We start from the raw sequence: 23,866 nt of genomic DNA on the forward strand, positions 1-23,866 counted from the left end.
AAGTCGTTCGGCGCTCCCCGCATCACCAAGGACGGCGTCACCGTCGCCAAGGAGATCGAGCTCGAGGACAAGTTCGAGAACATGGGCGCGCAGATGGTGCGCGAAGTCGCCTCCAAGTCCGCTGACGCGGCCGGCGACGGCACCACCACCGCCACCGTGCTCGCCCAGGCGATCGTGAAGGAAGGCGCCAAGTCGGTTGCCGCCGGCATGAACCCGATGGATCTGAAGCGCGGTATCGACCTCGCGGTCGAGGCCGTCGTTGCGGACCTGCAGAAGAACTCCAAGAAGGTCACCTCGAACGAGGAAATCGCCCAGGTCGGCACCATCTCGGCCAACGGCGACGCCGAAATCGGCAAGTTCCTCGCCGACGCGATGAAGAAGGTCGGCAACGAGGGCGTCATCACCGTTGAAGAAGCCAAGTCGCTCGAGACCGAACTCGACGTCGTCGAGGGCATGCAGTTCGACCGCGGCTACATCTCGCCCTACTTCGTCACCAACGCCGACAAGATGCGCGTTGAGATGGACGATGCCTACATCCTCATCAACGAGAAGAAGCTCTCCTCGCTGAACGAGCTGCTCCCGCTGCTCGAGGCCGTGGTGCAGACCGGCAAGCCGCTGGTCATCGTCGCTGAAGACGTCGAAGGCGAAGCCCTTGCCACCCTCGTCGTCAACCGCCTGCGCGGCGGCCTGAAGGTCGCGGCCGTCAAGGCTCCGGGCTTCGGCGATCGCCGCAAGGCCATGCTGCAGGACATCGCGATCCTGACCGGCGGCCAGGCCATCTCGGAAGACCTCGGCATCAAGCTCGAGAACGTCACGCTGCAGATGCTCGGTCGCGCCAAGAAGGTGATGATCGACAAGGAGAACACCACGATCGTCAACGGCGCCGGCAAGAAGGCCGACATCGACGCGCGCGTGGCCCAGATCAAGGCGCAGATCGAGGAAACCACCTCGGACTACGACCGTGAGAAGCTGCAGGAGCGTCTCGCCAAGCTCGCGGGCGGCGTCGCGGTGATCCGCGTCGGCGGCGCGACCGAAGTCGAGGTGAAGGAGCGCAAGGATCGCGTTGATGACGCGATGCATGCGACCCGTGCGGCTGTCGAGGAAGGCATCGTCCCGGGCGGCGGCGTCGCCCTGCTCCGTGCGTCCGAGCAGCTCAAGGGCCTGCGCACCAAGAACGACGACCAGAAGACCGGCGTCGAGATCGTGCGCAAGGCGCTGTCGGCTCCCGCTCGCCAGATCGCGATCAACGCCGGTGAAGACGGCTCGGTGATCGTCGGCAAGATCCTGGAGAACAAGACCTACAACCACGGCTTCGACTCCCAGACCGGCGACTACGCCGACCTGGTCAAGAAGGGCATCATCGACCCGACCAAGGTCGTGCGCACCGCGATCCAGAACGCGGCCTCGGTTGCCGCGCTGCTGATCACCACGGAAGCGATGGTCGCCGAGCTGCCGAAGAAGAACGCCGGCGGTCCCGCGATGCCTCCGGGCGGCGGCATGGGCGGCATGGACTTCTAAGCGACGAAGTCGTCCCGGACGCGGTGCAGCGCGAAGCGGTGCACCGCAGATCCGGGATCTCGCCCAGCGACAACGACATGCAAAACCCCGGCAGCGATGCCGGGGTTTTCGTTTGTGGGGCGCCGTTGATCTTCCGCCTGTCCCTGCAATAACGTCCGTCGTCATTCCGGGGCGAAGTGTGTTGCATTCGCCTGGCTCACGCGCCCTGCGAAACGTCGTGAAAGCAGCCGCGCAGCCAATCGATCGTGGCACGCGTTGCCGCGTCGCGCTTGAGATGGTTCTGCACCAGCAGCCAGACATCGCGTCGCTTCGGCAGCAGCGTGGCGCGCAGGCGGCGATCGGCAAGCAACTCCGCCGAACCATATTCGGGCAGCACGCCTGCGGCCTGATACGACTGGATCAGCGTGCGGATGACGCGAACATTGTCGGTGACGCAGCGCGCGCGAATTCGCCGCGCACGCAGGAACTGCATCTCGGGAATGCCTTCGAGCTCGTCGGGATATGCACACGTCACCGGCCCGCCCGCGCCGACATTGATCGGCTCGAAGAAGTACAGCCTGACCTCGGCAAGCTTCGAGATCGCGAAGTCACCCTTGTCGGGCTTGCGCAGGCGGATCGCGAGGTCGGCCTCCCAGCGCGAGAACTTGACGTTGTCGCTCGAGGTCAGGAATTGCAGCGTGAGGCCGGGATTGACGCGCAGGAATTCGTTCGCACGCGGCGCCAGCACCTCCTCGGCAACCGCGTTGGTCGAGGCGATGCGCAGCCGACCGACAGGTCCGGGCAGGCTTTCACGGATGCGGCCAATTTCATCGGCATGCGCGGACATCGCCTGGACATGCGCCAGCACCATCTCGCATTGCCGCGTCGGCCTGCGGACGCCGTCGGCGGCCTCGAACAGGCGCAGGCCGAGCGAGCGCTCGATGCGGGCCAGCCTGCGGCCGACAGTGGTCTCGTCGATGCGCAGCCGGGCGCTCGCGCCGGCGTAGGTGCCCTCGTCCCTGACGGCTGCGATGATGCGGAGATCGTCCCAATTCATGCTCTGAGGCTACATCGCACGTGGCTTGCCTGCAATATCGCAGCCATCGGCTGCAATATCCCTGCATAACGGCAGGTGGCTCCACGGCTATATCTGGGCCGGCACATTTCCGGAGACCTCGGCACCATGACCGCCGCCAAAACCCTGATGCAGCTTGCCGGTATCGACCTCACGCCGCCTCGCCTCGGCGACACCTGCCTGGTGCTGATCGATATTCAGAACGAGTATCTTGCAGGTCCCCTCGCTCTGCCCGACGCCAACGTCGCGATTGCGCGCGCAACGGCGTTGCTCGCCCGCGCCCGCGAGAGCGGCGCCGCCATCTTCCACATCGCGCACAAGGGGCGGCCAGGAAGCCTGTTCGACCGCACCGCCGAGCGCGGCGCGATCGTCGCGCCGCTCGTGTCACGGCCGGGCGAAGCCGTGATCGAGAAGGAATTGCCGAACGCATTCGCCGGCACCGAGCTCAACGCACAGCTTGCCGCGACCGGACGCAAGGAGCTCGTTCTCGCCGGCTTCATGACGCATATGTGCGTCAGCTCCACCGCCCGCGCAGCACTCGATCTCGGCTTCCGCACCACCATCGACGCCGACAGCTGCGCCACCCGCGACCTGCCGGACGGCGTCGGCGGCACGATCGCCGCAAGAACCATTCACGACGTCGCGCTCGCCGAATTGTCCGACCGCTTCGCGATCATCGCCCGCGGCAACGCCCTCGCCTGAGACGAGTAAAATGCTCCAACTCTATTTCTCGCCGATGGCCTGCTCGCTCGCCAGTCGCATCGCGTTGATGGAAGCCGGCATAGAAGCGCGCTATCACCTCGTCCATCTCTGGACCAAGAAGGTGTTGGAGGACGACGGCGACTTCCTGGCGGTCGCGCCGAAGGGCGCAGTGCCGGTGCTCGTACTGGAGAACGGGGAGCGGCTCACAGAGAGTGCGGCCGTGCTGCAATATATCGCGGACCTCAAGCCTGAGCTCGGCCTCGCGCCGCGGCCGGGCGACCCGGATCGCTATCGCCTGCAGGAATGGCTGAGCTTCATCGGCACCGAGATCCACAAGGGGTTTCTGTTCCCGACCTTCTGGTACAAGGACGACGCATCGCTTGCCAAACCGCGTGCCAGGATCGGACAGACCTTGTCGGTGCCATCAGCGCATCTCGCGCACCGCGAATTTCTGGTCGGAGACCGCTTCACGGTCGCGGACGCGCATCTCGCCTGGGCCCTGCTGTTGCTCCGCGCCGCCGGCGTCGACGTCGCACAATGGCCCGACCTTGCCGGCTATCTCGCGCGCATCCAGGCGCGGCCGCAGGTCAAGGCCGCGGTCGGCATCGAGATGCAGTTGTGGAAGTCGCTCGCAGCGTGAGCGAGACGAGCGTCCCGCGACGCTACTGAAACGCGACCTCGGCAAAGCTCCTCAGCTTGCGCGAATGCAGCCGTTCGGATTCCTGCTGCCTGAGCCGCTCCAGCGCCCTCAGGCCGATCTCGAGATGCTGGCCGACGCGCTGCCGGTAGAATTCGCTGGCCATCCCTGCGAGCTTGATCTCGCCGTGCAGCGGCTTGTCGGAGACGCACAGCAGCGTGCCGTAGGGAACGCGGAAACGGTAGCCGTTGGCGGCGATTGCCGCCGACTCCATGTCGAGCGCGATGGCGCGCGATTGCGACATCCGCCGGATTACCTGCGGCCCGCTGATCTCCCAATTGCGGTTGTCGACGCTCGCGACCGTGCCGGTGCGCATCAGCCGCTTGAGCTCGAAGCCGGATAGCCCGGTGACTTCACCGACCGCCTCTTCCAGCGCGACCTGCATCTCGGCGAGCGCGGGGATCGGAACCCAGAGCGGCAGCTCGTGATCGAGCACATGGTCCTCGCGGACATAGCCATGGGCCAGCACGTAGTCGCCGAGCCGTTGCGTGTTCCGCAAGCCCGCGCAATGCCCGATCATCAGCCAGGCATGCGGCCGCAGCACCGCGACGTGATCGGTGATGTTGCGCGCATTGGACGGGCCGATCCCGATGTTGATCAGCGTGATGCCGCGATAGCCCGGCTCGACCAGATGAAACGCCGGCATCTGCGGCACGCGGTCCGGTACAGTGCCGGTCGTGCCGCCGCCGAGCCGCGCGTTGCGCGTGATCACGTTGCCGGGCGCGACGAAGGCCTCCAGACCCACCTCGCCTGACGCGAGACGCTGCTGGGACGATTGCGCGAAGGCGTCGACATAGAACTGGTAGTTGGTGAAGATCACGAAATTCTGGAAGTGCTCCGGATCCGTGCCCGTGTAGTGATAGAGCCGGCGCAGGGAGTAGTCGACCCGCGCCGCGCGGAACAGGGCCAGCGGTTCGGGCATCCCGGGCACCAGCTCGAACGTGCCGTCGGCGATCGCATCATCCATCGCGGCGAGATCGGGGGTGTCGAACACGTCACGCAGCGATCGCGTGAAGGCCGAGCTGTCGGCGATGGTCAGCGCCGCCTCGATGTTGATGTCCCGCCGGTAGGCGAAATGGATCGGAATCGACTCGTTCGACTCGCCGATTTCGACCGCGACCCCGTGGTTCTTGGTCAACAGGCCGATCTGCTCGGTGAGATAGGTCCTGAAGATATCGGGGCGCGTGACGCTGGTCTCATGCACGCCCGGCCCCGCGACAAAACCATAGGCGAGACGCGAGTCGAGCCGCGCATGCGACGACGTCGTGATGCGCACAAACGGATAATGCGCGCGGACGCGCGTCGTGAACGATACGCCGTTGACATAGGCTTCAAAGCGATCGCGAAGGAACTGGGTGTTGCGCTCGTAGATCTCCTCGAGGCGACTGACGGCCGCACCGGCGTCGGCGAAAGCCTCGGTTGCGATCGGGGGCGGAGTTTCGATGGACGGTGCGGAATGCATTGCGCTTCAACTGCTGATTGGTCGCCGAAGTATAACAACAATCGCGTCGTTGGTTCCAGCGATGCCCGAATTGATGCAAGCTGTCCGAATTGTCGGCCTGATCGCATCAGGTCGCTTCTGACCCGGCCCCTTGGGCGGCACAAGAACACAAGGCCCGCCCGCGGGCCGAACAAACGGGGAGAGAACGATGAGCAAGATCTGGCAGCTATCTGCAACCGAACTTGCGCGCCGCGTTGCAGAGCGACAATTGAGCTCGGCGGAGGTCGTCAACGCACACCTGGCCCGCATCGATGCCGTCAACCCTGCACTGAACGCGGTGGTCCACGTCTTGGCCGACCAGGCCCGCGCAGCGGCGGACGCCGCCGACCGACGGCTGGCGGCCGGCGAGAAAGTCGGCCCCCTGCATGGCGTTCCGTTCACGGTGAAGGAGAACATCGACATGGCGGGCCTGCCGACCACCTGGGGCGTGCCCGCCCTCGCGCAGGCGGTGGTTCCGATGGATGCGCCCGTGGTCGAACGAATGCGCGCCGCCGGCGCGATCCCGATCGGCCGCACCAACCTGCCGGACATGGCGCTGCGCATCCACACGGTCAGCTCGCTGCACGGGCTCACGCGCAATCCCTGGCATCCGAATCGCACCGCGGGCGGCTCGAGCGGCGGCGAAGCGGCGGCGCTTGCCAGCGGCATGACTCCGATCGGCCTCGGCAACGACATCGGCGGCTCGCTGCGCAATCCCGCCAACGCCTGCGGCATCGCATCGATCCGCCCCTCGGCAGGACGCGTGCCCGATGCGGATTGCGGACCGATCGAAGGCAGCCTGCTGGCCGTCCAGCTGATGAACGTCCAGGGGCCGATGGCGCGCCGTGTCGCTGACGTGCGGCTTGCGTTGCGCGTCTTGATGGGCGCGCATCCTCGCGACCCGTGGTCGATCGACGCGCCGTTCGAGGGGCCAGTCACGCCCGGCCCGATCCGCGTGGCCGTTCTGCCCGAACCGCCCGGAGGACGCATCGATCCGGTGATCGCAGCGACCGTTCGCCGTGCGGCCGAGGCGTTGGCGGATGCCGGCTATGCCGTCGAAGAGATCGCCCCGCCGCGCTACGCGCAGGCGATCGACTGCTGGTCACGCCTGATCATGGGCGACTTCGTATCGGTGCTCGATCCACTGTCGCAGATGATGGGCGCGGACGCGATGACGTTCCTGCAGGGCTTCCAGGCGCTCGTACCGCCGCTGGCCGATACCACGGCCTGGTCGAACCTCATGGTGGAGCGCCATGCCATCGGAAGAGCGTGGTCAAGCTTCATGGCGGAGCGGCCGCTGTTGCTGACACCGACCTGGACGCAGCTGCCGTTCGAGCACGGCGTCGATTCCGCGACCGCGGACGGCGCGGCGGCCGCCAAGGAATTGATGCGGCCGGTGGTGCCGGCAAACCTGCTCGGCCTGCCGTCGGCCTGTGTACCGGCCGGGCGGGATGAAGCGACCGGACTGCCGATCGGGGTGCTCGTCACCGGCCGGCGCTTTCGCGAGGACCAGTGCCTCGAAGCCGCGGAAGCGATCGAGGCCCGTCTCGGCCTCACGACGCCGATCGATCCGGTGCGTCGATAGGCTCGATCAGGCCGAACGCCATGCGGATTGCTCCCTCATCCATGGCGCAAGGCAGCGACCGCGATTGCCTTACTGGATCCTCGCGAGCACCGCGAGGCGGCGGATGCCCTTGTTGCGATAAGCGTCGAGGAATGCGTAGTAGTTCTTGAACGAGACGCAGCCGTTGGAATCGCCGTTCGGGCCGAGCATGAAGGTGTGCGCGAGCAGGCCGACGCGGTTGTAGATCCTGCCCTCGCCGCCGATTGGATTGAGCCGCAGCGCCGGTACGCCGTGGAAAAGCGCCTCGCGCGGCTTCAGCTCGTAGATGTGTGGCGGCGTCACGCCGACCATCTTCATGCTCGCTGAGCGCGGATCGTCCAGCCTCGAGCCGAGGCCGGAATGCGCTTCGAGCCGCGTGCCGTCGGGCAGGTAAACGGTCCTGGCCGAGATGTCGTAGACCGCGGTCTGACGATCGTAGGGCGGCGAGCCGCCACGCGTCGGATCCTGGTCGAGCGTCGAGGGAATGCTACCGGTGACGTTTGCATCGGCCGACGCGAAGGAAAGCAGCCCGCCGCTCGACTCGCGCTTACCCCACAGCTTCTCGACCATGGTCTGTCGTTCGTTCGATGCGATCGACATCACCGCGGCCTTGGCGCGCGCAGCCATGTCGCGCACCGTGACGCTGCCGGACCTGGACTTCGCGGCGGTAGCCTTGGATTCGGCAGCCTTGGATTCGGCGGGCTTGGCTTCAGCGGACTTAGCCTGGGCGGGTTTGGTCTCAACGGTATCTGCAGGCGTGTTGAGCGCGACCTGCAGGTTGGCGGCGGCTTGCTTCTTCGCGGCTTCGACGGACTTCGGCGCTGATGCCTTGGACGCTTCAGCGAGCTTCGGCGCGGCCACGGGCTTCGGTGCCTCGGCGACCTTCGGCGCATTGGCCGATTTGACCGGGTCGGTCTGCGGCGCGGCGTCCGCCACCACGACGCTGGACGGAATGCCCTCCGGCGACGCTGCGGCAAACCGTTCGTTAAACATAACCGCTGGTTCAGCGGGCTCTGACTTGGCGGGCTCTGACTTGGCGAGCTCTGACTTGGCGAACTCTGACTTGGAGACCTCGGCCTTGCCGGACGCGGGCGGCGGAGGCGTCAACGAGGCGAACACTTCGTCGAACGACGGCGTAGGCCGCGCAGCGACGGTCACCGGCCGCTTGACCACCGGCTCATCGAGCACGGCGCTGTTCACGGACGGATAGACACTCGCCGCAAAGATATTGGCGTAGATGGTCCAGGCACAGCCAAGCACCAGCCCCGCCACCGCGGCGCTGCCGAGGAAATGCTGAGGGAGAATCTTTTTGGAGGATTTCTTGCGGCTCGGCGCCCCAAGAACATACGCAGTCGCACTCGTACCCATACGCCCGGCGCTCAAAACTGGTCCACCTTGTCCCTCACTCGACTCGGAGCCGAACGATGTTTCGGCTCAGCGTCTCGCAGGGACGCGGAAGGCCATTAAGGCGACTTTTAGTTAAATGCGACTTAACCGGATGCGATCCCCTGCAACGCGGGAAGTGCCTGTGGCGTGGGGCTTTTTTAAGATCACATTGGATCGCGAAAAGGGATTTTTTGTCTCATCATGGGACATCCACGCATGCCGCCGCGGCACGCGGCCGCAGCGACATGAGAGGGAAGAATTTCCTTGCCGATTGCCCCCGTAGTCATGCGGGGATTTTGCAAGAACAATCTCCTCAGTAGCTCAGCCTCGGATACCAATCGGTGCCGCGTCCCTCGGGCGTGGTGTCGAGAATGGTCCACAGCGGGTCCACATCTGTCGCGCCGCGCGGATCCTGACCGGGGTCGGCAGTGCCCCGCCCCATCTCGCCGGCCCAGAAATGACGAATGGTCCCGTCGCGCAGCGTGAACACATTGTAGGCCGGCAAGTCGGCGTCATCCCTGCTGACATAGTCGCGCGTGTAATCGCCCGACGTATCCGAATAGATCTTGTGACGCGTCCAGCCGCGCGCTGCCTTCGCCTCGATCAGCCGCGCGATCGGCGAACGGGCCACGAAGACGAACGCAACGCGCTGCTCGACGTCGGGCAGCTTCGCTTCCCATGTCCCCATGAACGACGTGCACATCGGACACAGCGTCTCGCGCTGCGGACCGAACATGTAGCTGTAGATGATCAGCGTCTGCTTGTTGCCGAAGAGATCCGCGAGCGATGCCCGGCCGGCCTCGCCGATAAACGCATAAGCCTTCGTCACCTCGCCGCCCGGCGGCAGAGCGCGGCGCAGCGCGGCAACGCGCTCGATGTGGCGGCGCAGCTCGATCTCCTCGATCAGCAGCGCCTGGCGGGCACGGCGATACTCGGCGCTTTCATTGGGAAAGCGCGTGGTGTTGGTCTTGGCGAGCTCAACGGCAGGCTTGAGGGTGGAACCGGTCATGGCTGGAACCTCATGTGGTTGGCGGGCTCCCTGGAAGACGAACGGACGCAGAGCGATCCGACATCGACGACGATGATTTCTATTCCAGTTCCGGCGGCGGCGAGCGATCGAGGACGTCGCCTTTCGGTCCCTCCAGCACGTCGAGCGCGTAGGTCTCGATGGCCAGCGGCCCGCGCAAGCGTTTGGCCTCGGTGACGGTCTCGATGCGGGCGAAGTTGGCACGCATCGCGGCCGGCACAGCCTGCTCGACCTCATGCACGTAGAGCAGCTTGCCGGAAAGCTGCTTCGGGCTCGGCTCGGGCATGTTGACCCAGCGGATGCGCTGCCCCTGCTGCACCACGCAGGTCCCCTCGGGCATGTAGAACACGAGCCAGGCGGTGGTGCCGTAATCCGGCGCAAGCACACAGGTCGCGCCGATACGCACGCGCGCCTTCTCGATCTCGTCGGCGAGCTCCGGCCAGCCCACCCCGACGCTGCGCACGGTGGCGTCGCGGCGATAGCCTGACAGCAGGCCGGTGTTGGCCTGCACAATCAGCAGCACAAACAGCACGACGCCAACCGGCGCCGCCCAGCGACGGCAGAAATCGACAGTGCGCTGCTCGCGCGGCGCCCACTGCACCTGGATCGCGGCGACCGCGGCGGCGACCGCGAACGCCGGATAGACCGGCGCAAACCAGTTGGCCTCGACCCGCGCATGCAGCGCGTGCCAAGTGAAATAGACAACGATGGTCCAGAACATCGTGTTGACGAGCACGCGCGCGGCCATCGCGCCGGCACGGCGCCGATAGAGCGCATAGAGCCCCATCACGCCGAGGATGAAGACCAGCGGCGTCGCAAACGCGAACTGGGTCGGGATCAGTTCAGCGATGTAGGTCGGCCGGAAATCCTCGATCCGGGCGCGGCCCATCTGCTTGATGAAGGATACCCATTGGTGATCCGCGTTCCAGCGGATCACCGGCGCAAACATCCCAAGCGCGACCAGACCGCCGAGATAGAGCCAGGGCGACAGGAACCAGCGCCGCAGCTTCGGCACCATCGCAAGCCAGATCAGGATCGCTGGGCCGAAGAACAGCGCGGTGTATTTCGACAGCATTGCCGCACCAGCGCTGGCGCCGACCGCAAGCCACCACGCACCACGGCCGCTCTCCAGCACCTTCGCGAGCGAGAACAGCAGCAGGCTCGCCGCAACAAGTAGCGGCGCATCCGGCGTCACGATCAGCGTGCCGACCGCAGCCATCATCGTGACGTTGAGCAGGATCGTGGCGCTCGCTGCGACGCGCTGGCCGCCGAACAGGATCTCGGCCGCGCGGTAGATCGCCCAGCTCATCGGCAGCGCGAGCAGCACCGAGACAAACCGCACGCCGAGCGGCGTATCGCCGGCGATCATCGTGCCGAGCCGGATCACGATCGCCACCATCGGCGGATGATCGTAATAGCCGCCGGCCAGCGCCTTCGACCACATCCAGTAATAGGCTTCGTCGAACGTCAGCGGCGTCCAGGCCGCAGCCGCGAGCCGCAGCGCGACCAGCGCGCAGACCGCGAGAATGGTGTTGAGGACGAGCCGCTCCTCGTTCGGGTTCATGCCGGCGTCATCGCTTGCGCCAGACGAACAGCCCGGACATCGCGTAGTTCCAGACCACGCCCATCAGCGCGCCCGCTGCACCCGCAAGCCACCAGATCGGTTCCTGGTCATAGACCGAGAATGCGACGCCGACATTGGCGAGCAGGCCGACGCCGCAGACCAGATAGAACAGCAGCAGACCGCGCACGATCGCAAAGCCCTTCAGCCGCTGGTCGCGGTAGGTCAGGAAGTTGTTGAGGATGAAGTTGCTGGTCATGGCGACGATCGCGCCGGTCGCCTGTGCCTGCGGGAACGGCGCGCCGAACACCTCCAGCGCAATGAAGAGCGTGGTCAGATGCACGACCAGACCGAGCGCGCCGACCATCGCGAACAGCAGGAAGCGCAGCGAGATCACGTCATGCGTCAACTTCGCCAGCACAAGGCCGAGGAAATCCAGCGCAACCATGGAATCGAGCTTGCTCTCGCCGTGCTGGCGGGCGCCGAAAGTGTAGGGAATCTCGACCGTGCGCAGCTTGCCATGCGCGGTCGCGACCACGTCGAGCAGGATCTTGAAGCCCTGGGTCGACAGTTGCGGCGCGAGCTGCTCGAAACGGTCGCGGCGGATCATGAAGAAGCCGCTCATCGGGTCGGCGATCTCGACCTTCAGCGCGCGCTGCGCAATTTCGGTGGCGAAGGCGCTGGCACCGGCGCGGCTCTTGTTGAAACCATCGGCGCGATAGCCTTCGATATAGCGGCTGCCGACCACGAGCTCGGCCTCGCCGCTCTGCAGTAGCCCCACCATCTTCGGGAGCTGGGTTTCGTCATGCTGCAGGTCGGCGTCGATCACAGCGGCATAGGGCGCGCTCGAGGCCAGGATACCCTCGATGCAGGCGCCCGACAGGCCGCGCCGGCCGATCCTGCGGATGCAGCGCACGCGGGAGTCCTGGCTCGCCAGATGCCGGACCACGTCCCAGGTTCCGTCGGGTGAATTGTCGTCGACGAAGATGACTTCCCAGGCCACGTCCTTCAACGTCGCGTCGAGCCGACGGTACAGGACCGTAACATTGTCGCGTTCGTTGAAGGTCGGGACGACGACCGAAAGTTGCGGCAAACCAGCGGCCTGCGACGGGGTTTCGGGGCCCGGTTTGATGGCGTCATACATGAGCGCCAGCGTATAGCCGTAGCCTCTCCCGCTGCCAAGGCAGACAAGGCCAAACCCCTCTCGGAAGGCGGGAAAACCGGGTCAAAATACCCCTGAAAATGCCAACGACCACGAACAAGAGGCGCGCGTACATCCGGCGCAGCCTAACATTGTCTCGTGGTCGTTCCAGCGCCGGAGCCCTTGGAAGCTGCAACGTCGCCGTTCGCCCTTAGATAGGAAGGCCTCAGGCAATCCACAAGGGCCAAAAGGCGCTAATTGTTCGGGACTTCCCGGATCACCGGGCCTCGTGGCGTCGGAGCCGGCGCGGGCTCCGCGGCGGGGGCTGCCTGTTGCTGAGCGGCAGGCGGGGCCGGATTGTGCAGCTGGCTCGGCGACGGCCCGTAGATGAACGCCGCCGCCAGCACGATGGCCGCAACCACGGCGCCCAGAAAGCCTGCCATTGATCGTGAATTCATGCCGGATCACCCCTTGCCTGCGCCGGGATTGATATCAAAAATCGGCCGCGGGCAACAGGATCCGATGGTCTATTTGGCCGCCGCCCTGCGCCGGACGAAGGCGGTCACGATGTCCTTTTGCGCAAGCTCGATCGCGCGATTCGCGGTCGTCAGATGCGCATCCGAATCCTCTTTCGGAAACTGCAGCGTCAGGAAGTCGATCAGCGACACCCGAAAGTTTTGCCGCTCCGACGGACAGACGTTCGCGATCAGCGAGGTGAATTCTTGGTCGGACATGGCCTTGTTGCTGTCGCGGGGATATTCACGGGCGAGACAATTCCAGTAGGCGTCGCGGCCGCTGATCGCGAGCTTGTGCGCATCGTCGACCTCGTCGGCGACGGCGGCGGAGGACGTGATCATGAGGACGGCTGCGACCAGCATGCGCATTGTTGTTCTCCCGTTTTGCCGCATCCTAGCGAAGACCGATCGCCGCGAGAAGCATCGCCTTCAATCTGGCAAACTGGCCATTCGCGATTATTTTGACTAGTCTGAACCTTCCCCCTCCTCGTGATGAGTGCAGTCGTGGCCAAAGCTCCCAGCAAGACAACCAAGACGGACGCAGGCAACATCTATATCGGCATCGGCGGCTGGACCTTCGAGCCGTGGCGCGGGGTGTTCTATCCGGAGAAGCTTACGCAATCGAAGGAGCTCGCCTACGCGGCGTCGAAGCTGACCTCGATCGAGATCAACGGCACCTATTACGGTTCACAGAAGCCGGAGAGCTTCCGCAAATGGGCCAGCGAAGTGCCTGACGGCTTCATCTTCTCGCTGAAGGGGCCACGCTTCGCCACCAACCGCCGCGTGCTGGCCGAAGCCGGCGATTCCGTGAAACGATTCTATGATTCCGGCGTGCTCGAACTGGGGGACCGGCTTGGCCCCGTGCTCTGGCAGTTCGCGCCGACCAAGAAGTTCGACGGCGCCGATTTCGGCAAGTTCCTCGAGCTGTTGCCGCGCAAGCTCGATGGCCGCGCGCTGCGCCATGTCGTCGAGGTGCGCCATGACAGCTTTTGCGTGCCTGAGTTCGTCGCCCTCATTCGCGAGTTCGAGACCCCAGTGGTGTTCGCCGAGCACGGCAAATATCCCGCGATCGCCGACGTCGCCAGCGATTTCGTCTATGCGCGGCTGCAGAAAGGCAATGACGAGCTGAAGACCTGCTATCCGCCGAAACAGCTCGATGCCTGGGCCAAGCGGTTTCAAGACTGGGCCGGCGGCGGTGAGCCGGACGACCTGCCGCGCGTCGACAACACCAAGCCGAAGAAGGCCCCGCGCGACGTGTTCGCTTACGTCATCCACGAGGGCAAGATCCGCGCGCCGGCCGGCGCGATGGAATTGATCGAGCGCGTGAAGTAAATGGCGAAGGCGAAGAAGCTATTCACCATCGGCTATGAGCAGACGCCGTCGAAGGCGGTGCTCGACGAGCTCGAACAGGCCGGCGTCAAGCTGCTGGTAGACGTCCGCGCCATCGCCTCGTCGCGCCGACCGGGTTTCTCCAAAACCCAGCTCGCCGCCGGCCTCGACGAACGCGGCATCTCGTACGTCCATCTGCGCGGTCTCGGCACGCCGAAGAGCGGCCGCGAGGCGGCGCGCAGCGGGCAATATGCCCTGCTGCACAAGATCTATTCGGCCCACCTCAAGACGGTGCAGGCCAGGGAAGAGCTCGACGAGTTGTCGGCGCTGGTCAAGAAATCCGGTCCCGTCTGCATCCTCTGCTACGAGCGCGACCACCAGCATTGCCATCGACGCTGGATCGCGGAGGCCATCGAAGAGCGCGACGGTGTCCGGATCGAGAACCTCGCGGCGCCGCAGGTGGTCTAGCGCAGAACGAATTCAGATCGATTCGCTTTCGCCGCGCGCTTGCTTCACCTCTCCCTGTTGGGGAGAGGTGAACCTCGGCTGCCGATTCAGTTCAAGCGAATCTCACGCCTTAGCCTGCCTCGCCCGGCAGGTTCAGCGTCCCTTCCATCATTTTCACGCAGCCGCCGCCGACATGCACCGACGTGACAGCGCCGCCCTGCTTGCGCACGCGCGTCAACAGCAGGCTCGGCCGACCCATGTCGACGCCCTGCCCGATCCGCAACCGCAGCTCGCCGTCCTGTATCGGATCGATATCGGCGAGCAGCGCCGCGGCCGCTGCGGTCGCGCTGCCGGTGGCGGGATCTTCGGACAGGCCGCTCGCGCCCGGATGGAACATGCGCGCCTGCAGATCGAGCGGCTGCTCGCTTGCCGGTACATCGCGCGTGTAGAAATAGACGACGTCGCGGCCGATATGCGCCAGCGCTTTGGCGAACGCCGCAGCGTCGGGCCTGGCGCGCTTCAACGCCTCGCGCGAGGCGATTTCGACCACCAGGAACGGCAGGCCGACCGAGACGACCTGCGGCGGATGACGGTCAGTCTTCACATCGCTTTCCGACAGCGAGAGGCATGCTGCCGCATCGGCCGCGCTCAACACATCCGTCCGCTGCGGCGGCTGCGGCGCCGTCAGCTCGGCGCCGATCACCCGGCCCTGCTCGGACAGGATCTCGACCGGCACCAGCCCGGCCTTCTCCTCGAATGCCAGCCGCGCGGGCGCCTTGGCCGCCTGCGTCGCCAGCACGAACGCGGTGCCGACATTGGGATGGCCGGCGAACGGGATTTCCGAGCGCACCGTGAAGATGCGCACCTGGGCATCATGCGCTGTATTCTGCGGCGGCAGCACGAAGGTCGTCTCGGAATAGTTGAACTCGGTCGCGATCGCCTGCATCTGCGCCGTCGACAGCCCGCCGGCGTCGAGCACCACGGCGAGCGGATTGCCGCCGAACGCCCGGTCGGTGAAAACGTCGACTGTGATATAGCGCCGCTGCATCGTGCTCGTCCTCTTGCCTTTCGATCGTCATCGACCGGATCGCAGCGATGATAACACGGCCGAGAAGACGCCGATCAGAGCATTCGGTGCAATCAGCTTGAGAAGCGAAACAGCTCGCGCGGCGCCGCGAGCACGCGCGCACGCTCGTCGGCGTCCGTGACGAGCTCGTCGAGAAACTTGCGGTTCTTCGCGTAGCTCTGCGTCGCCTCGAACTGGGTATGCGGCCAGTCGCTGCCCCACAACAGATGCTCGACACCGTAAGCATCGCGCAGCAGCGGATAGGCCTGCTTCGCGAACTGCTCGCCGTTGGGACCATTACGATACGGTGCTGATATTTTGACCCAGACCTTGCGCGACGCGCCGAGCTTGAGCACTGACTGGAAGCCGGAATCGGTGACACCCAGCTTCGGATCGGGCAACGCATAGTGATCCAACACGACGTTGACGCCCTGATCGAGCAGCTTTGGCAACAGCACCGCAAGATCGCCGGCGTTGCGCTGGATCTCGACCTGCCAGCCGATCGCCTTGATCTGCGCCAGCAACGCCTGCCACTCCGGCGACGTCACATCGGGGAGCGGCTTGCCGACCAGGTTGAGCCGGATCCCGACCACGCCGGCACGGTCGAGCGCATACAACTCATCCGGCGAGACAGTGGGATCGACCACGGCAATGCCGCGCAGGCGCCCCTTCGTCGCCGTCAGGCATTCGACCAGATAGGAGTTATCGGTGCCGAGGAAGCTCGGCTGCACCAGCACGCCGTTGGTCATGCCGTTCTCGTCGAGTTGCTTCAGATAGAGATCGAGCGGCGCGTCGTAGTCGGGCGCATAGCGCCGGCCCGACGCGAGCTTCAGCCCTCGATGGAAGACATGGGAATGGATATCGATCGTTGGTCGCGGCACTGTCACCTCAGCCAATGCTCGGCTCAAGCCCGTCGCCGACAGCGCGGCAACAAACCTGCGGCAAGCTGGCGCCGCGTCATACCTTGTTTGCGTGATGTCATGTTCGTCCCCCATCATCAAGCGCGCGTGCCGGCGGCGGCCTGCTCGAAGACCTTGCCGCGTGTCTCCGGCAGCATCAGCACCGCGATCAGCACCAGTGAGTAAGCGAAGGCGGCGTCGATCCCGATTGCCGGCCCAAGGCCGATGTGGTCGCTGAGAAAGCCGACCATGAACGGAAACGCCGCGGAGACGACACGCCCGAAATTGTAGCAAAAGCCCACGCCGGTGCCGCGCACGCCGGCCGGATAGAGCTCGCTGAACAGCGCGGCCATGCTGGCCGGAATGCCGGCCGAAAAGAATCCGAGCGGAAAGCCGAGCACCAGCATCTGCGAATTGGTGAGCGGCGCGAAGATATAGACCAGTACGGTCGCGACGCAGGCCGCGGCAAACAAGGTCACATTGGCGCGACGCCCGATCCGGTCGCTGACAATGCCGGAGGCCACGCAGCCGCAGAAGAAGGCGACGATGATCACGGCGAGGTAGGCGCTGGAGCCGAGCACCGACAGATGCCGCACCTCGCGCAAGTAAGTCGGCAGGAACGTCGTCAGCGCTGCATAGCCGCCATGGGCGCCGATGCCGAACAGGCCGCCGATCAGAGTGGAGCGCAGCACGTCGCGATGAAAGATACCGGCCAATGTTGCGAAGAATGGTGGCGCGACTTCGCGCGTGGTCGCGCGCGGCGGTTCCTTCAGCCCGCGGCGGATGTAGAGGATCAATAGCGCCGGGATCAGGCCCACCGCGAACAGGATGCGCCACGCGATGTCGGGTGGCGCATACGTGAACACGATGGCGGACAGCAGCACCGCGACGCCCCAGCCGACCGCCCAGGCGCTCTGCACGGCGCCGAGTGCCTTGCCGCGATGTTCGGCGCGGATGATCTCGGCCATCAGCACCGCGCCGCAGGCCCATTCGGCGCCGAAGCCGAGGCCCTGGATCGCCTTCAGGATCAGGAGCTGGGTGTAGTTCATGGCGAAAGCGGAGGCGAAGGTCGCCAGCGCAAAGGTCGCGACCGTGATCTGCAGCGCTTTCACCCGCCCGAAACGGTCGCCGAGCGCGCCGCCGAGCCAGCCGCCGAACGCGCCGAAGAACAGCGTGACCGAGCCGAGCAGGCCCGCGTCGGCCTTGGTGATGCCGAAGGCCGCGATCAGCGCCGGAATGGCGAGGCTGAACATCTGGACGTCCAGCGCGTCGAGGCCCCAGCCGCCGAAGCTTGCCCAGAAGGTGCGCCGCTCGAGCGGCGAGCATTCGCTGTACCAGTTTGCCATCATTCCTCCCTGAAATTTCTTGTGTCGTTTGTTTGGATGCCGCGCTCACCTGATCTCGGCGTGGTAGCGGAAGCGATCCGCCGGGCCGCGCGAGCGGCGCCATTCGATCGGCCGCCGCTCCAGATCGAAGGCGAGGCGCTCGATCACGATCAACGGCGCGCTCGCCTCCAGCCGCAGCAGCCGCGACTGCATCTCGGTCGCGATCTCCACGGTGAGGATTTCGTCGGCGGAGACCACGACCTGGCCACAGCGATCCTCATAGAGCGGATAAAGCAGGTCGCCGAACTCGGCAGTGTCGAGCGCCAGGATCGCCTCGAAGCGCGACTTCTGTAGCCAGATCTCCTCGGCCAGCAGCGGAACGTCGTCGATCAGGCGCAGGCGCGACAGGCCGATCACAGGCTCCCCGACAGGAATGCGCAACGCCGATGCCACCGCCGACGTCGCCGGCACGGACTTACGCCGCAGGATGCGGCTCTGCGGCACGCGGCGCTCGCCGCTTTCAGACTGGAATCGGAAGAAGCGGAACAGCGAGGAGTTGAACCGCGCGCGGCGCACGAACGTGCCGCGGCCCTGCTGGCGCTCCAGCACCCCGTCGCTGACGAGCTGATCGATCGCCTTGCGCACCGTCCCGATCGCGACGCCGTAATGCACGCCGAGCTCGGCCTCCGACGGAATCGGGTCGCCCGGACGCCATTCGTTGCGATTGATCCGCGCCGCGAGATCGTCGCGGAGACGCTGGTAGCGCGGCAGGCGGTCGTCAACGGTTGAGTTCATTTAGTCATCTATATGAATATATGATTAGCAGTCAATCACTCCGAAAATACCTTAAATCATCGGATGGTCTCCTAACCCAATTGCCAGACCGGCATCGGGCGGTCGTAGCCCCTCACCGGCACCTCGCCGAGCGCCACGGCGTCGGTGCCATCATCGCCGAGCGCATCGCGCACCGCGGACGAGATCAGGAATTGCGAGCCGAGCTCCTTATTGAGTGACTCGAGCCGCGCGGCGAAATTCACGGTGTCACCGATCACGGTGTACTCCTTGCGTCGGGGCGAGCCGATATTGCCGGCGACGACCTCGCCGACATGAACGCCGATCCCGATGCGCAGCGGCCAGCTCGACGTCGCATTGGCGCGCTCATTGGCCGCAAGCATCTCGCGCGCAGCCGCGACCGCGTGCTGTGCGGCATCGCCGGAATCAAAGGGCGCGCCGAACAGGGCAAGAAAGCCGTCGCCGAGAAACTTGTTCACGATGCCGCCGTGGCGGTCGAGGATATCGACCAGCACCGCGAAGGCGCCGTCGAGCCGGTCCACCACCTCCTGCGGCGAGCGCGTGCGAGCGCTTGCCGTGAAACTGCGGAAGTCGACGAACATCACCGCGACGCGGCGGATGTCGCTCTCGGTGCTCGCGCCCTCCGCTATCAGCCGCTCGACCACCTGCGGCGAGACGTGCTGGCCGAACAGGTTGGTGATGCGGTCGCGCGCGGTGGCCGCCGCGATACTGGCCTCGAACTGGCGTCGCAGTTGCATGCCGACCGCGCCGGCGAGCACGCCACAGATCAGGACGATCGTGCTGCGCGCGGCGTGATAGTAGATGCCGGGGTCCGCCGCGCCACTGTCCGCCGGGTGAAAGAACACCGCCATGTAAAACAGTTGCGACGCCGCGACGAAGCCGGTGAAGGTCGAGAGCCAGAAGTCGAGCCGCAGGGTCGAGAGGATGATGAAGACGAAATAGACCAACGGCGCCACGAAGCCGAGTGCCTGCTCCAAGCCCATGCTGTTGATATGCATGCCCAGCACGACGGTCGGCAGCGAAGTCTCGACCAGGACGCCGATGTAGCGCCGGACCACCGGCAGGTCGCGTCCCTTGCGCATGTGCCAGGTGATCGCCCCGTGCACCCATAGTTCGAACAGGATCAGCGGGACGATGACATAGAAGACATAGACGGGGCGGAGATTGCCGTGCCAGACCCGGCTGACCGCCTCGGGCGCGAGGAAGTAGATGGCGAGGCTGATGCCGCCGAGCACGGCAGCGGTGCCGATCAGCACCTTGATGCGCAGCAGCTCGGTGCGCATGACCTCGCGCATCAGCGCGCGATGGAAGTCCGCCGATACGGGCGTGTCCCGCGCCGTCTTATCCTTAGTGCCCCAGAACTCAGCCATATCCTCTACCCGTCATTCCGGGGCGGTGCAAAGCACCGAACTCGGGTGCGCAGTTGCGCACCCGAGAATCTCGTCATTCCCCGGTGCGCAACTGCGCACCTGTGGTCTGGTCGTTCGGATCCCGGAATGACGACCTCTCACGCTGTCCATACTAGCCTCAATCGAGCGTACGGCGGAAGCGCGTCACGGCGATCGTCATAGCGATCAGCATCAGGGCGACCAGCGCGATCGTGTCATATTGCAGGTTCTGCATGCCCGCGCCCTTCAGCATGATCGCGCGGACGATCCGGACGAAATGGGTCAGCGGCAGACCCTCGCCGACATATTGCGCCCAGACCGGCATGCCGGCGAACGGAAACATGAAGCCGGACAGCAGGATGCTCGGCAGGAAGAACATCATCGAGAGCTGCATCGCCTGCAGCTGGTTCTGCACGATGGTCGAGAAGGTGTAGCCGATCGACAGGTTGGTGGTGATGAACAGCGTGGTCAGCAGCGCGAGCAGCGTGAGGCTGCCGAGGATCGGCACGCCGAACAGCAACACGCCGATGCCGATGATCAGCGCGGCCTGGACGAAGCCGACGATCACGTAGGGGACGATCTTGCCGAACATCACCTCCACCGGCTTGATCGGCATCGACAGCAGGCTCTCCATCGTGCCGCGCTCGATCTCACGCGTCACCGAGAGCGCGGTGAAGATCAGCATGGTCATGGTCAGGATGGTGCCGACCAGGCCGGGCACGATGTTGAGCCGAGATTCCGCGGCCGGGTTGTAGCGGGCGTGGGCGCGGATCTCGAACGGCATATCGGGCGGATCGCCGATATGGAGGTCGTGCGCCAGCGCCGACTGCACCAGCGGCCCTAGCGCGCCCAGCGCCGAGCCGGCCGCCACGGGGTCGGTGGCGTCGGCGGCAACCAGCAGCGCCGGCTTGTCGCCGCGCCGCACCGCGCGCTCGAAGCCGCGCGGGATCTCGACGCCGAACAGCACCTTGCCGGACTGCAGGAGCTGGTCGAATTCCTCGACCGTATGAACCTCCCGCGTGAAGCGGAAATAGCGGGTGTTCTCCATCGCCTTCAGGATCGAACGGCCGAGGTCCGTGTCTTCCTGCAACAGCACCGCGCTCGGCAGATTGCGCGGCGTCGTGTTGATGGCGTAACCGAACAACAGGAGCTGCATCACCGGGATCATGATGATCATGGCGAACGAAACGCGGTCGCGGCGGAGCTGGATGAATTCCTTGAGCAGCATCGCATAGCTGCGCCGCCAGAAGCCGAAGGCCGGCTCCCTATCCTCGCCATTCCGGATCATATCGGTTGCGCTCATTGGAAATTATCCTTCGAACGCCCCATCAGGTCGATGAAGACGTCTTCGAGCGACGGCTCGCCCGCCTGCCAGTGCCACTTCGCATTGTTGCGATAGGGCACAATCGCGGCTTCGAGCGCGGCCTTGTCGCGGCCGGAGACGTGCAGGCTGGTGCCGAACGGCGCCACCATGTCGATGCCGGGCTTGCCGGTCAGCTCGGCGGGCAATCCGTTGAGGTCATCGCCGGTGACCGTGTAGGTCGTGAGCTTCGACTTCGCGATCACGTCATCCACGGTGCCATGGGCCAATAGGTGGCCATAAGCGATGTAGGCGATCTCGTGGCAGCGCTCGGCCTCGTCCATGTAATGGGTCGAGACCAGCACGGTGAGGCCCTCGGCGGCGAGCGCGTGGATCTCGTTCCAGAAATCGCGCCGCGCCTTCGGATCGACGCCTGCGGTCGGCTCGTCGAGCAGCAGCAATTGCGGATTGGGCAGCGTGCAAGCGCCGAGCGCCAGCCGCTGCTTCCAGCCGCCGGACAGCTCGCCGGCGAGCTGCTCCTCGCGGCCCCCGAGCCCGATGCGCGCGATCATCTCGGCTGCGGCGCTACGCGCGTCAGGCAGACCGTAGAGCCGCGCCACGAATTCGAGGTTCTCGCGGACCGAGAGATCCTGGTACAGACTGAAGCGCTGCGTCATGTAGCCGACCTTGCGCTTGATCTTGTCGGCGTCGCGCCGGATGTCGTAGCCGAGACAGGTGCCGTTGCCGCTGTCGGGTGTCAGCAGCCCGCACAGCATGCGGATCGTCGTGGTCTTGCCGCTGCCATTGGGGCCGAGGAAGCCGTAGATCGAGCCGCGCTTGACCTGCATCGACAGGTCATGGACCACCTCGCGCCCGCCGAACGATTTTGACAGGCCCTCGACGTCGATGGCGATAGCCTGTGCATTGGACCGCGCGTTGGTCGAGCCGCCGTTCATCTGCCGTCCGCCACGGGAGTCTTGGGGTTGAGATAGATGCTGATCGGCTGACCGACGCGCAGGGCATCCGGCCGGCTCGGCCGCGCCTGGATCAGATAGACCAGCTTGTTGCGCTCATCGAGGCTGTAGATCACGGGCGGGGTGTATTCGGCCGTGGTCGCGATGAAATAGATCTTCGCAGTGAGATCGGCAGCGCAATTGTCGCAGGTGACCTTCACCTCGTCGCCGATCGCAAGCTTCGGCAGCTCAGTCTCCGGCACGAAGAAACGCAGCTTCATGTTGCCGGGCGGCATGATCGACAGCACCGGCCGCTGCGCCTGCACCATCTCGCCCTCGCGGAAATAGATCTGCTGGATGGTGCCGGCGATCGGAGCGAAGCCCTTGCGGCGATCCAGCCGGGTCTGCGAGGTGTTGACGCGGGCTTCCGCCACGCGCAGCGCCGAAACAGCGGAATCCAGTGTCGCTTGCGTGCCCGCACCGGTGGTCCTCAGCGAGGCGGCGCGATCATAAGTCTGCTGCGCATTCGCCAGCGTCGCATTGCTCTGGTTGAGGTCGGCCCGCTGCAGATCGTCGTCGACGGAATAGAGCAGATCGCCGGGCTTGACCTCGTCGCCCTCGCGCACATTGAGCTTGATCACCCGGCCGGACTCGTCGGGGCTGACGAAGATCATGTCGGCCTCGACCCAGCCCTGGAAGCCGGGATCGCGCTTCTCCTTGCATCCGGCAAGCGCCGCCGCCAGCGCAAGCACCGTGGCCAGCTTTATTATCCGCGACGAGGTCATGACGCCCTCCGTTCGCCGAAGATCAGATCGAGATGAACCCTGAACATCGCGATCGCGTCCAGCGGCGCATGCCTGGCGAACAGGCTTTGCCAGATCACCGCGACGATCGCGGGCGCGACGAGCAGTTGGGGATATCGCGCCAGCTCTTTCTGCCGGATTTCTCCGCGGTTGACCGCGAGCTGGATCAATGCGGTCATGCCGGCAAGCCCCTTCGACACCACTTCGCGGAAATAGAAATCGGCGATCTCCGGAAAGCGCGGGCCTTCGGCCACGATCAGGCGGATGATGTCGCCGCGAGGGGTCGCGACGATCTCGCGGATGAAGGTCTCGACGAACCGTTCCACCACGTCGCGCACCGGGCCGGTGATCGGCGGCGGCGCCGCCAGGCGCTCGATCAAGGGCACGACCGCGGTGCGGATCAACTCCTCGAACATCGATTCCTTGTCTTTGAAGTGCAGGTAGATCGTACCCTTGGCGACCCCTGCCCGCTTCGCGATGTCGTCGAGCCGGGTCGCGGCAAAGCCGCGCGCGACGAACTCGTCCATCGCCGCCGCGACGATGGCGGCCCGCCGCTCCGCCGATTTCTCGATGCGGTTCGCAGGCGCTTTCGGTGAGAGGACTTTCGCCACCTTCGCCGCCGCGGCGCGCGTAATGGTCCGGCGCCTTGCGGCGGGTGTGCGGGTCGTGGGTTCGCTGCGTTTTGCCATAGCCGCATTATGACTGACTGGTCAGTCATTGTCAACATAGGTGCAGGAGCGTCCTGCGCAACCCGCCCGGCCTCCGTAGCCGAATAGCCGCATCGCCGGTGCCATCGCCCGGCTCGACCGAGCGATCCAGTATTCCAGAGGCAGTTGTGACTGAACCGATTGGCGTGAGG

General features: G+C 65.3%; 23 protein-coding genes. 6 read left to right on the forward strand and 17 right to left on the reverse strand.

Annotated features, from left to right (window positions below; translation table 11 throughout):
- Positions 1-1,518 (forward strand): chaperonin GroEL (gene groL, locus AS156_RS03060; protein ID WP_066499841.1); only part of this gene is annotated, 1,518 nt, incomplete at its 5' end.
- Between the two features lie 196 nt (positions 1,519-1,714).
- Here the strand turns inward: groL and AS156_RS03065 are convergent.
- A complete protein-coding gene (locus AS156_RS03065; RefSeq protein WP_066499850.1) occupies positions 1,715-2,554 on the reverse strand; it encodes a LysR family transcriptional regulator in 840 nt (279 codons plus the stop codon).
- A gap of 126 nt (positions 2,555-2,680) precedes the next feature.
- Between AS156_RS03065 and AS156_RS03070 the strand changes: the two genes are divergently transcribed.
- Together AS156_RS03070 and AS156_RS03075 are read left to right on the forward strand one after the other, a co-directional pair.
- Positions 2,681-3,274, forward strand: a complete 594-nt coding sequence (locus tag AS156_RS03070; RefSeq protein ID WP_066499852.1) for a cysteine hydrolase family protein — start codon at positions 2,681-2,683, stop codon at positions 3,272-3,274.
- 10 nt (positions 3,275-3,284) lie between these two features.
- Positions 3,285-3,914 (forward strand): glutathione binding-like protein, encoded by a 630-nt coding sequence (locus AS156_RS03075; RefSeq protein WP_066499855.1) that lies wholly within the window; start codon positions 3,285-3,287, stop codon positions 3,912-3,914.
- A 22-nt stretch (positions 3,915-3,936) separates the two neighbouring features.
- On the opposite strand, the gene AS156_RS03080 is transcribed toward AS156_RS03075, so the two are convergent.
- Positions 3,937-5,433, reverse strand: a complete 1,497-nt coding sequence (locus AS156_RS03080) for an AMP nucleosidase (protein ID WP_066499857.1) — start codon at positions 5,431-5,433, stop codon at positions 3,937-3,939.
- Positions 5,434-5,620: 187 nt separating this feature from the next.
- On the opposite strand from AS156_RS03080, the gene AS156_RS03085 reads away from it, so the two are divergent.
- Positions 5,621-7,036, forward strand: coding sequence for an amidase (locus tag AS156_RS03085; protein WP_066499859.1), 1,416 nt, complete (start codon positions 5,621-5,623; stop codon positions 7,034-7,036).
- A gap of 69 nt (positions 7,037-7,105) precedes the next feature.
- Here the strand turns inward: AS156_RS03085 and AS156_RS03090 are convergent, their stop codons facing one another.
- The 6 genes from AS156_RS03090 to AS156_RS03115 all read right to left on the reverse strand — a co-directional run bounded on the left by AS156_RS03090 (position 7,106) and on the right by AS156_RS03115 (position 13,053).
- Positions 7,106-8,422 carry a DUF2778 domain-containing protein gene (locus AS156_RS03090; RefSeq protein ID WP_082747294.1) on the reverse strand — a complete coding sequence of 439 codons (1,317 nt, stop codon included), beginning with the start codon at positions 8,420-8,422 and terminating at the stop codon, positions 7,106-7,108.
- Positions 8,423-8,753: 331 nt separating this feature from the next.
- The gene (locus AS156_RS03095; protein ID WP_066499861.1) at positions 8,754-9,449 is read right to left on the reverse strand and encodes a DUF899 family protein; all 696 of its coding nucleotides are present in this window, start codon (positions 9,447-9,449) and stop codon (positions 8,754-8,756) included.
- A gap of 79 nt (positions 9,450-9,528) precedes the next feature.
- Complete coding sequence (locus AS156_RS03100) at positions 9,529-11,031, reverse strand: glycosyltransferase family 39 protein (RefSeq protein ID WP_066499863.1); 1,503 nt, start codon at positions 11,029-11,031, stop codon at positions 9,529-9,531.
- Between the two features lie 7 nt (positions 11,032-11,038).
- Complete coding sequence (locus AS156_RS03105; RefSeq protein WP_066499867.1) at positions 11,039-12,172, reverse strand: glycosyltransferase; 1,134 nt, start codon at positions 12,170-12,172, stop codon at positions 11,039-11,041.
- A gap of 251 nt (positions 12,173-12,423) precedes the next feature.
- Complete coding sequence (locus tag AS156_RS03110; RefSeq protein WP_066499868.1) at positions 12,424-12,627, reverse strand: hypothetical protein; 204 nt, start codon at positions 12,625-12,627, stop codon at positions 12,424-12,426.
- Between the two features lie 69 nt (positions 12,628-12,696).
- Positions 12,697-13,053 carry a hypothetical protein gene (locus AS156_RS03115; RefSeq protein ID WP_066499869.1) on the reverse strand — a complete coding sequence of 119 codons (357 nt, stop codon included), beginning with the start codon at positions 13,051-13,053 and terminating at the stop codon, positions 12,697-12,699.
- A 123-nt stretch (positions 13,054-13,176) separates the two neighbouring features.
- Here AS156_RS03115 and AS156_RS03120 point away from each other — a divergent pair, with 123 nt between their 5' ends.
- Together AS156_RS03120 and AS156_RS03125 are read left to right on the forward strand one after the other, a co-directional pair.
- On the forward strand, positions 13,177-14,016 hold the full coding sequence (locus AS156_RS03120) for a DUF72 domain-containing protein (RefSeq protein WP_066499870.1): 840 nt from the start codon (positions 13,177-13,179) through the stop codon (positions 14,014-14,016).
- A complete protein-coding gene (locus tag AS156_RS03125; protein ID WP_066499872.1) occupies positions 14,017-14,481 on the forward strand; it encodes a DUF488 domain-containing protein in 465 nt (154 codons plus the stop codon).
- Between the two features lie 109 nt (positions 14,482-14,590).
- Here the strand turns inward: AS156_RS03125 and AS156_RS03130 are convergent, their stop codons facing one another.
- The 9 genes from AS156_RS03130 to AS156_RS03170 form a co-directional block, all read right to left on the reverse strand.
- A complete protein-coding gene (locus AS156_RS03130) occupies positions 14,591-15,508 on the reverse strand; it encodes a PhzF family phenazine biosynthesis protein (protein ID WP_066499873.1) in 918 nt (305 codons plus the stop codon).
- A 92-nt stretch (positions 15,509-15,600) separates the two neighbouring features.
- The gene (locus AS156_RS03135) at positions 15,601-16,413 is read right to left on the reverse strand and encodes an amidohydrolase family protein (protein WP_245312536.1); all 813 of its coding nucleotides are present in this window, start codon (positions 16,411-16,413) and stop codon (positions 15,601-15,603) included.
- A gap of 110 nt (positions 16,414-16,523) precedes the next feature.
- On the reverse strand, positions 16,524-17,771 hold the full coding sequence (locus tag AS156_RS03140) for an MFS transporter (protein ID WP_066500142.1): 1,248 nt from the start codon (positions 17,769-17,771) through the stop codon (positions 16,524-16,526).
- A 45-nt stretch (positions 17,772-17,816) separates the two neighbouring features.
- The gene (locus AS156_RS03145) at positions 17,817-18,545 is read right to left on the reverse strand and encodes a GntR family transcriptional regulator (RefSeq protein WP_066499875.1); all 729 of its coding nucleotides are present in this window, start codon (positions 18,543-18,545) and stop codon (positions 17,817-17,819) included.
- A gap of 71 nt (positions 18,546-18,616) precedes the next feature.
- Positions 18,617-19,933 (reverse strand): adenylate/guanylate cyclase domain-containing protein, encoded by a 1,317-nt coding sequence (locus tag AS156_RS03150; RefSeq protein WP_066499876.1) that lies wholly within the window; start codon positions 19,931-19,933, stop codon positions 18,617-18,619.
- 157 nt (positions 19,934-20,090) lie between these two features.
- Entirely contained in the window at positions 20,091-21,254 is a 1,164-nt protein-coding gene (locus AS156_RS03155) for an ABC transporter permease (protein ID WP_066499878.1), read from the reverse strand.
- On the reverse strand, positions 21,251-22,207 hold the full coding sequence (locus AS156_RS03160) for an ABC transporter ATP-binding protein (RefSeq protein WP_066499879.1): 957 nt from the start codon (positions 22,205-22,207) through the stop codon (positions 21,251-21,253). Before AS156_RS03160 ends, AS156_RS03155 begins: the two co-directional genes overlap by 4 nt.
- On the reverse strand, positions 22,204-22,989 hold the full coding sequence (locus AS156_RS03165; RefSeq protein WP_066499880.1) for an HlyD family secretion protein: 786 nt from the start codon (positions 22,987-22,989) through the stop codon (positions 22,204-22,206). Before AS156_RS03165 ends, AS156_RS03160 begins: the two co-directional genes overlap by 4 nt.
- Positions 22,986-23,696, reverse strand: a complete 711-nt coding sequence (locus AS156_RS03170; RefSeq protein WP_066499881.1) for a TetR/AcrR family transcriptional regulator — start codon at positions 23,694-23,696, stop codon at positions 22,986-22,988. Before AS156_RS03170 ends, AS156_RS03165 begins: the two co-directional genes overlap by 4 nt.
- Positions 23,697-23,866 lie beyond the last annotated feature (170 nt).

The sequence above is a fragment of the Bradyrhizobium macuxiense genome (assembly GCF_001542415.1).
GTDB lineage: Bacteria > Pseudomonadota > Alphaproteobacteria > Rhizobiales > Xanthobacteraceae > Bradyrhizobium > Bradyrhizobium macuxiense.

Excerpts from the sequence above, each read along its gene's own strand:
- AS156_RS03090 (WP_082747294.1), bottom strand. The coding sequence starts at position 8,422 with ATGGGTACGAGTGCGACTGCGTATGTTCTTGGGGCGCCGAGCCGCAAG.
- AS156_RS03105 (WP_066499867.1), bottom strand. The coding sequence starts at position 12,172 with ATGTATGACGCCATCAAACCGGGCCCCGAAACCCCGTCGCAGGCCGCT.
- AS156_RS03125 (WP_066499872.1), top strand. The coding sequence starts at position 14,017 with ATGGCGAAGGCGAAGAAGCTATTCACCATCGGCTATGAGCAGACGCCG.
- AS156_RS03085 (WP_066499859.1), top strand. The coding sequence starts at position 5,621 with ATGAGCAAGATCTGGCAGCTATCTGCAACCGAACTTGCGCGCCGCGTT.
- AS156_RS03160 (WP_066499879.1), bottom strand. The coding sequence starts at position 22,207 with ATGAACGGCGGCTCGACCAACGCGCGGTCCAATGCACAGGCTATCGCC.
- AS156_RS03150 (WP_066499876.1), bottom strand. The coding sequence starts at position 19,933 with ATGGCTGAGTTCTGGGGCACTAAGGATAAGACGGCGCGGGACACGCCC.
- AS156_RS03165 (WP_066499880.1), bottom strand. The coding sequence starts at position 22,989 with ATGACCTCGTCGCGGATAATAAAGCTGGCCACGGTGCTTGCGCTGGCG.
- AS156_RS03170 (WP_066499881.1), bottom strand. The coding sequence starts at position 23,696 with ATGGCAAAACGCAGCGAACCCACGACCCGCACACCCGCCGCAAGGCGC.
- AS156_RS03075 (WP_066499855.1), top strand. The coding sequence starts at position 3,285 with ATGCTCCAACTCTATTTCTCGCCGATGGCCTGCTCGCTCGCCAGTCGC.
- AS156_RS03110 (WP_066499868.1), bottom strand. The coding sequence starts at position 12,627 with ATGAATTCACGATCAATGGCAGGCTTTCTGGGCGCCGTGGTTGCGGCC.
- AS156_RS03115 (WP_066499869.1), bottom strand. The coding sequence starts at position 13,053 with ATGCGCATGCTGGTCGCAGCCGTCCTCATGATCACGTCCTCCGCCGCC.
- AS156_RS03155 (WP_066499878.1), bottom strand. The coding sequence starts at position 21,254 with ATGAGCGCAACCGATATGATCCGGAATGGCGAGGATAGGGAGCCGGCC.
- AS156_RS03120 (WP_066499870.1), top strand. The coding sequence starts at position 13,177 with ATGAGTGCAGTCGTGGCCAAAGCTCCCAGCAAGACAACCAAGACGGAC.
- AS156_RS03130 (WP_066499873.1), bottom strand. The coding sequence starts at position 15,508 with ATGCAGCGGCGCTATATCACAGTCGACGTTTTCACCGACCGGGCGTTC.
- AS156_RS03145 (WP_066499875.1), bottom strand. The coding sequence starts at position 18,545 with ATGAACTCAACCGTTGACGACCGCCTGCCGCGCTACCAGCGTCTCCGC.
- AS156_RS03080 (WP_066499857.1), bottom strand. The coding sequence starts at position 5,433 with ATGCATTCCGCACCGTCCATCGAAACTCCGCCCCCGATCGCAACCGAG.
- AS156_RS03140 (WP_066500142.1), bottom strand. The coding sequence starts at position 17,771 with ATGGCAAACTGGTACAGCGAATGCTCGCCGCTCGAGCGGCGCACCTTC.
- AS156_RS03065 (WP_066499850.1), bottom strand. The coding sequence starts at position 2,554 with ATGAATTGGGACGATCTCCGCATCATCGCAGCCGTCAGGGACGAGGGC.
- AS156_RS03070 (WP_066499852.1), top strand. The coding sequence starts at position 2,681 with ATGACCGCCGCCAAAACCCTGATGCAGCTTGCCGGTATCGACCTCACG.
- AS156_RS03095 (WP_066499861.1), bottom strand. The coding sequence starts at position 9,449 with ATGACCGGTTCCACCCTCAAGCCTGCCGTTGAGCTCGCCAAGACCAAC.
- AS156_RS03100 (WP_066499863.1), bottom strand. The coding sequence starts at position 11,031 with ATGAACCCGAACGAGGAGCGGCTCGTCCTCAACACCATTCTCGCGGTC.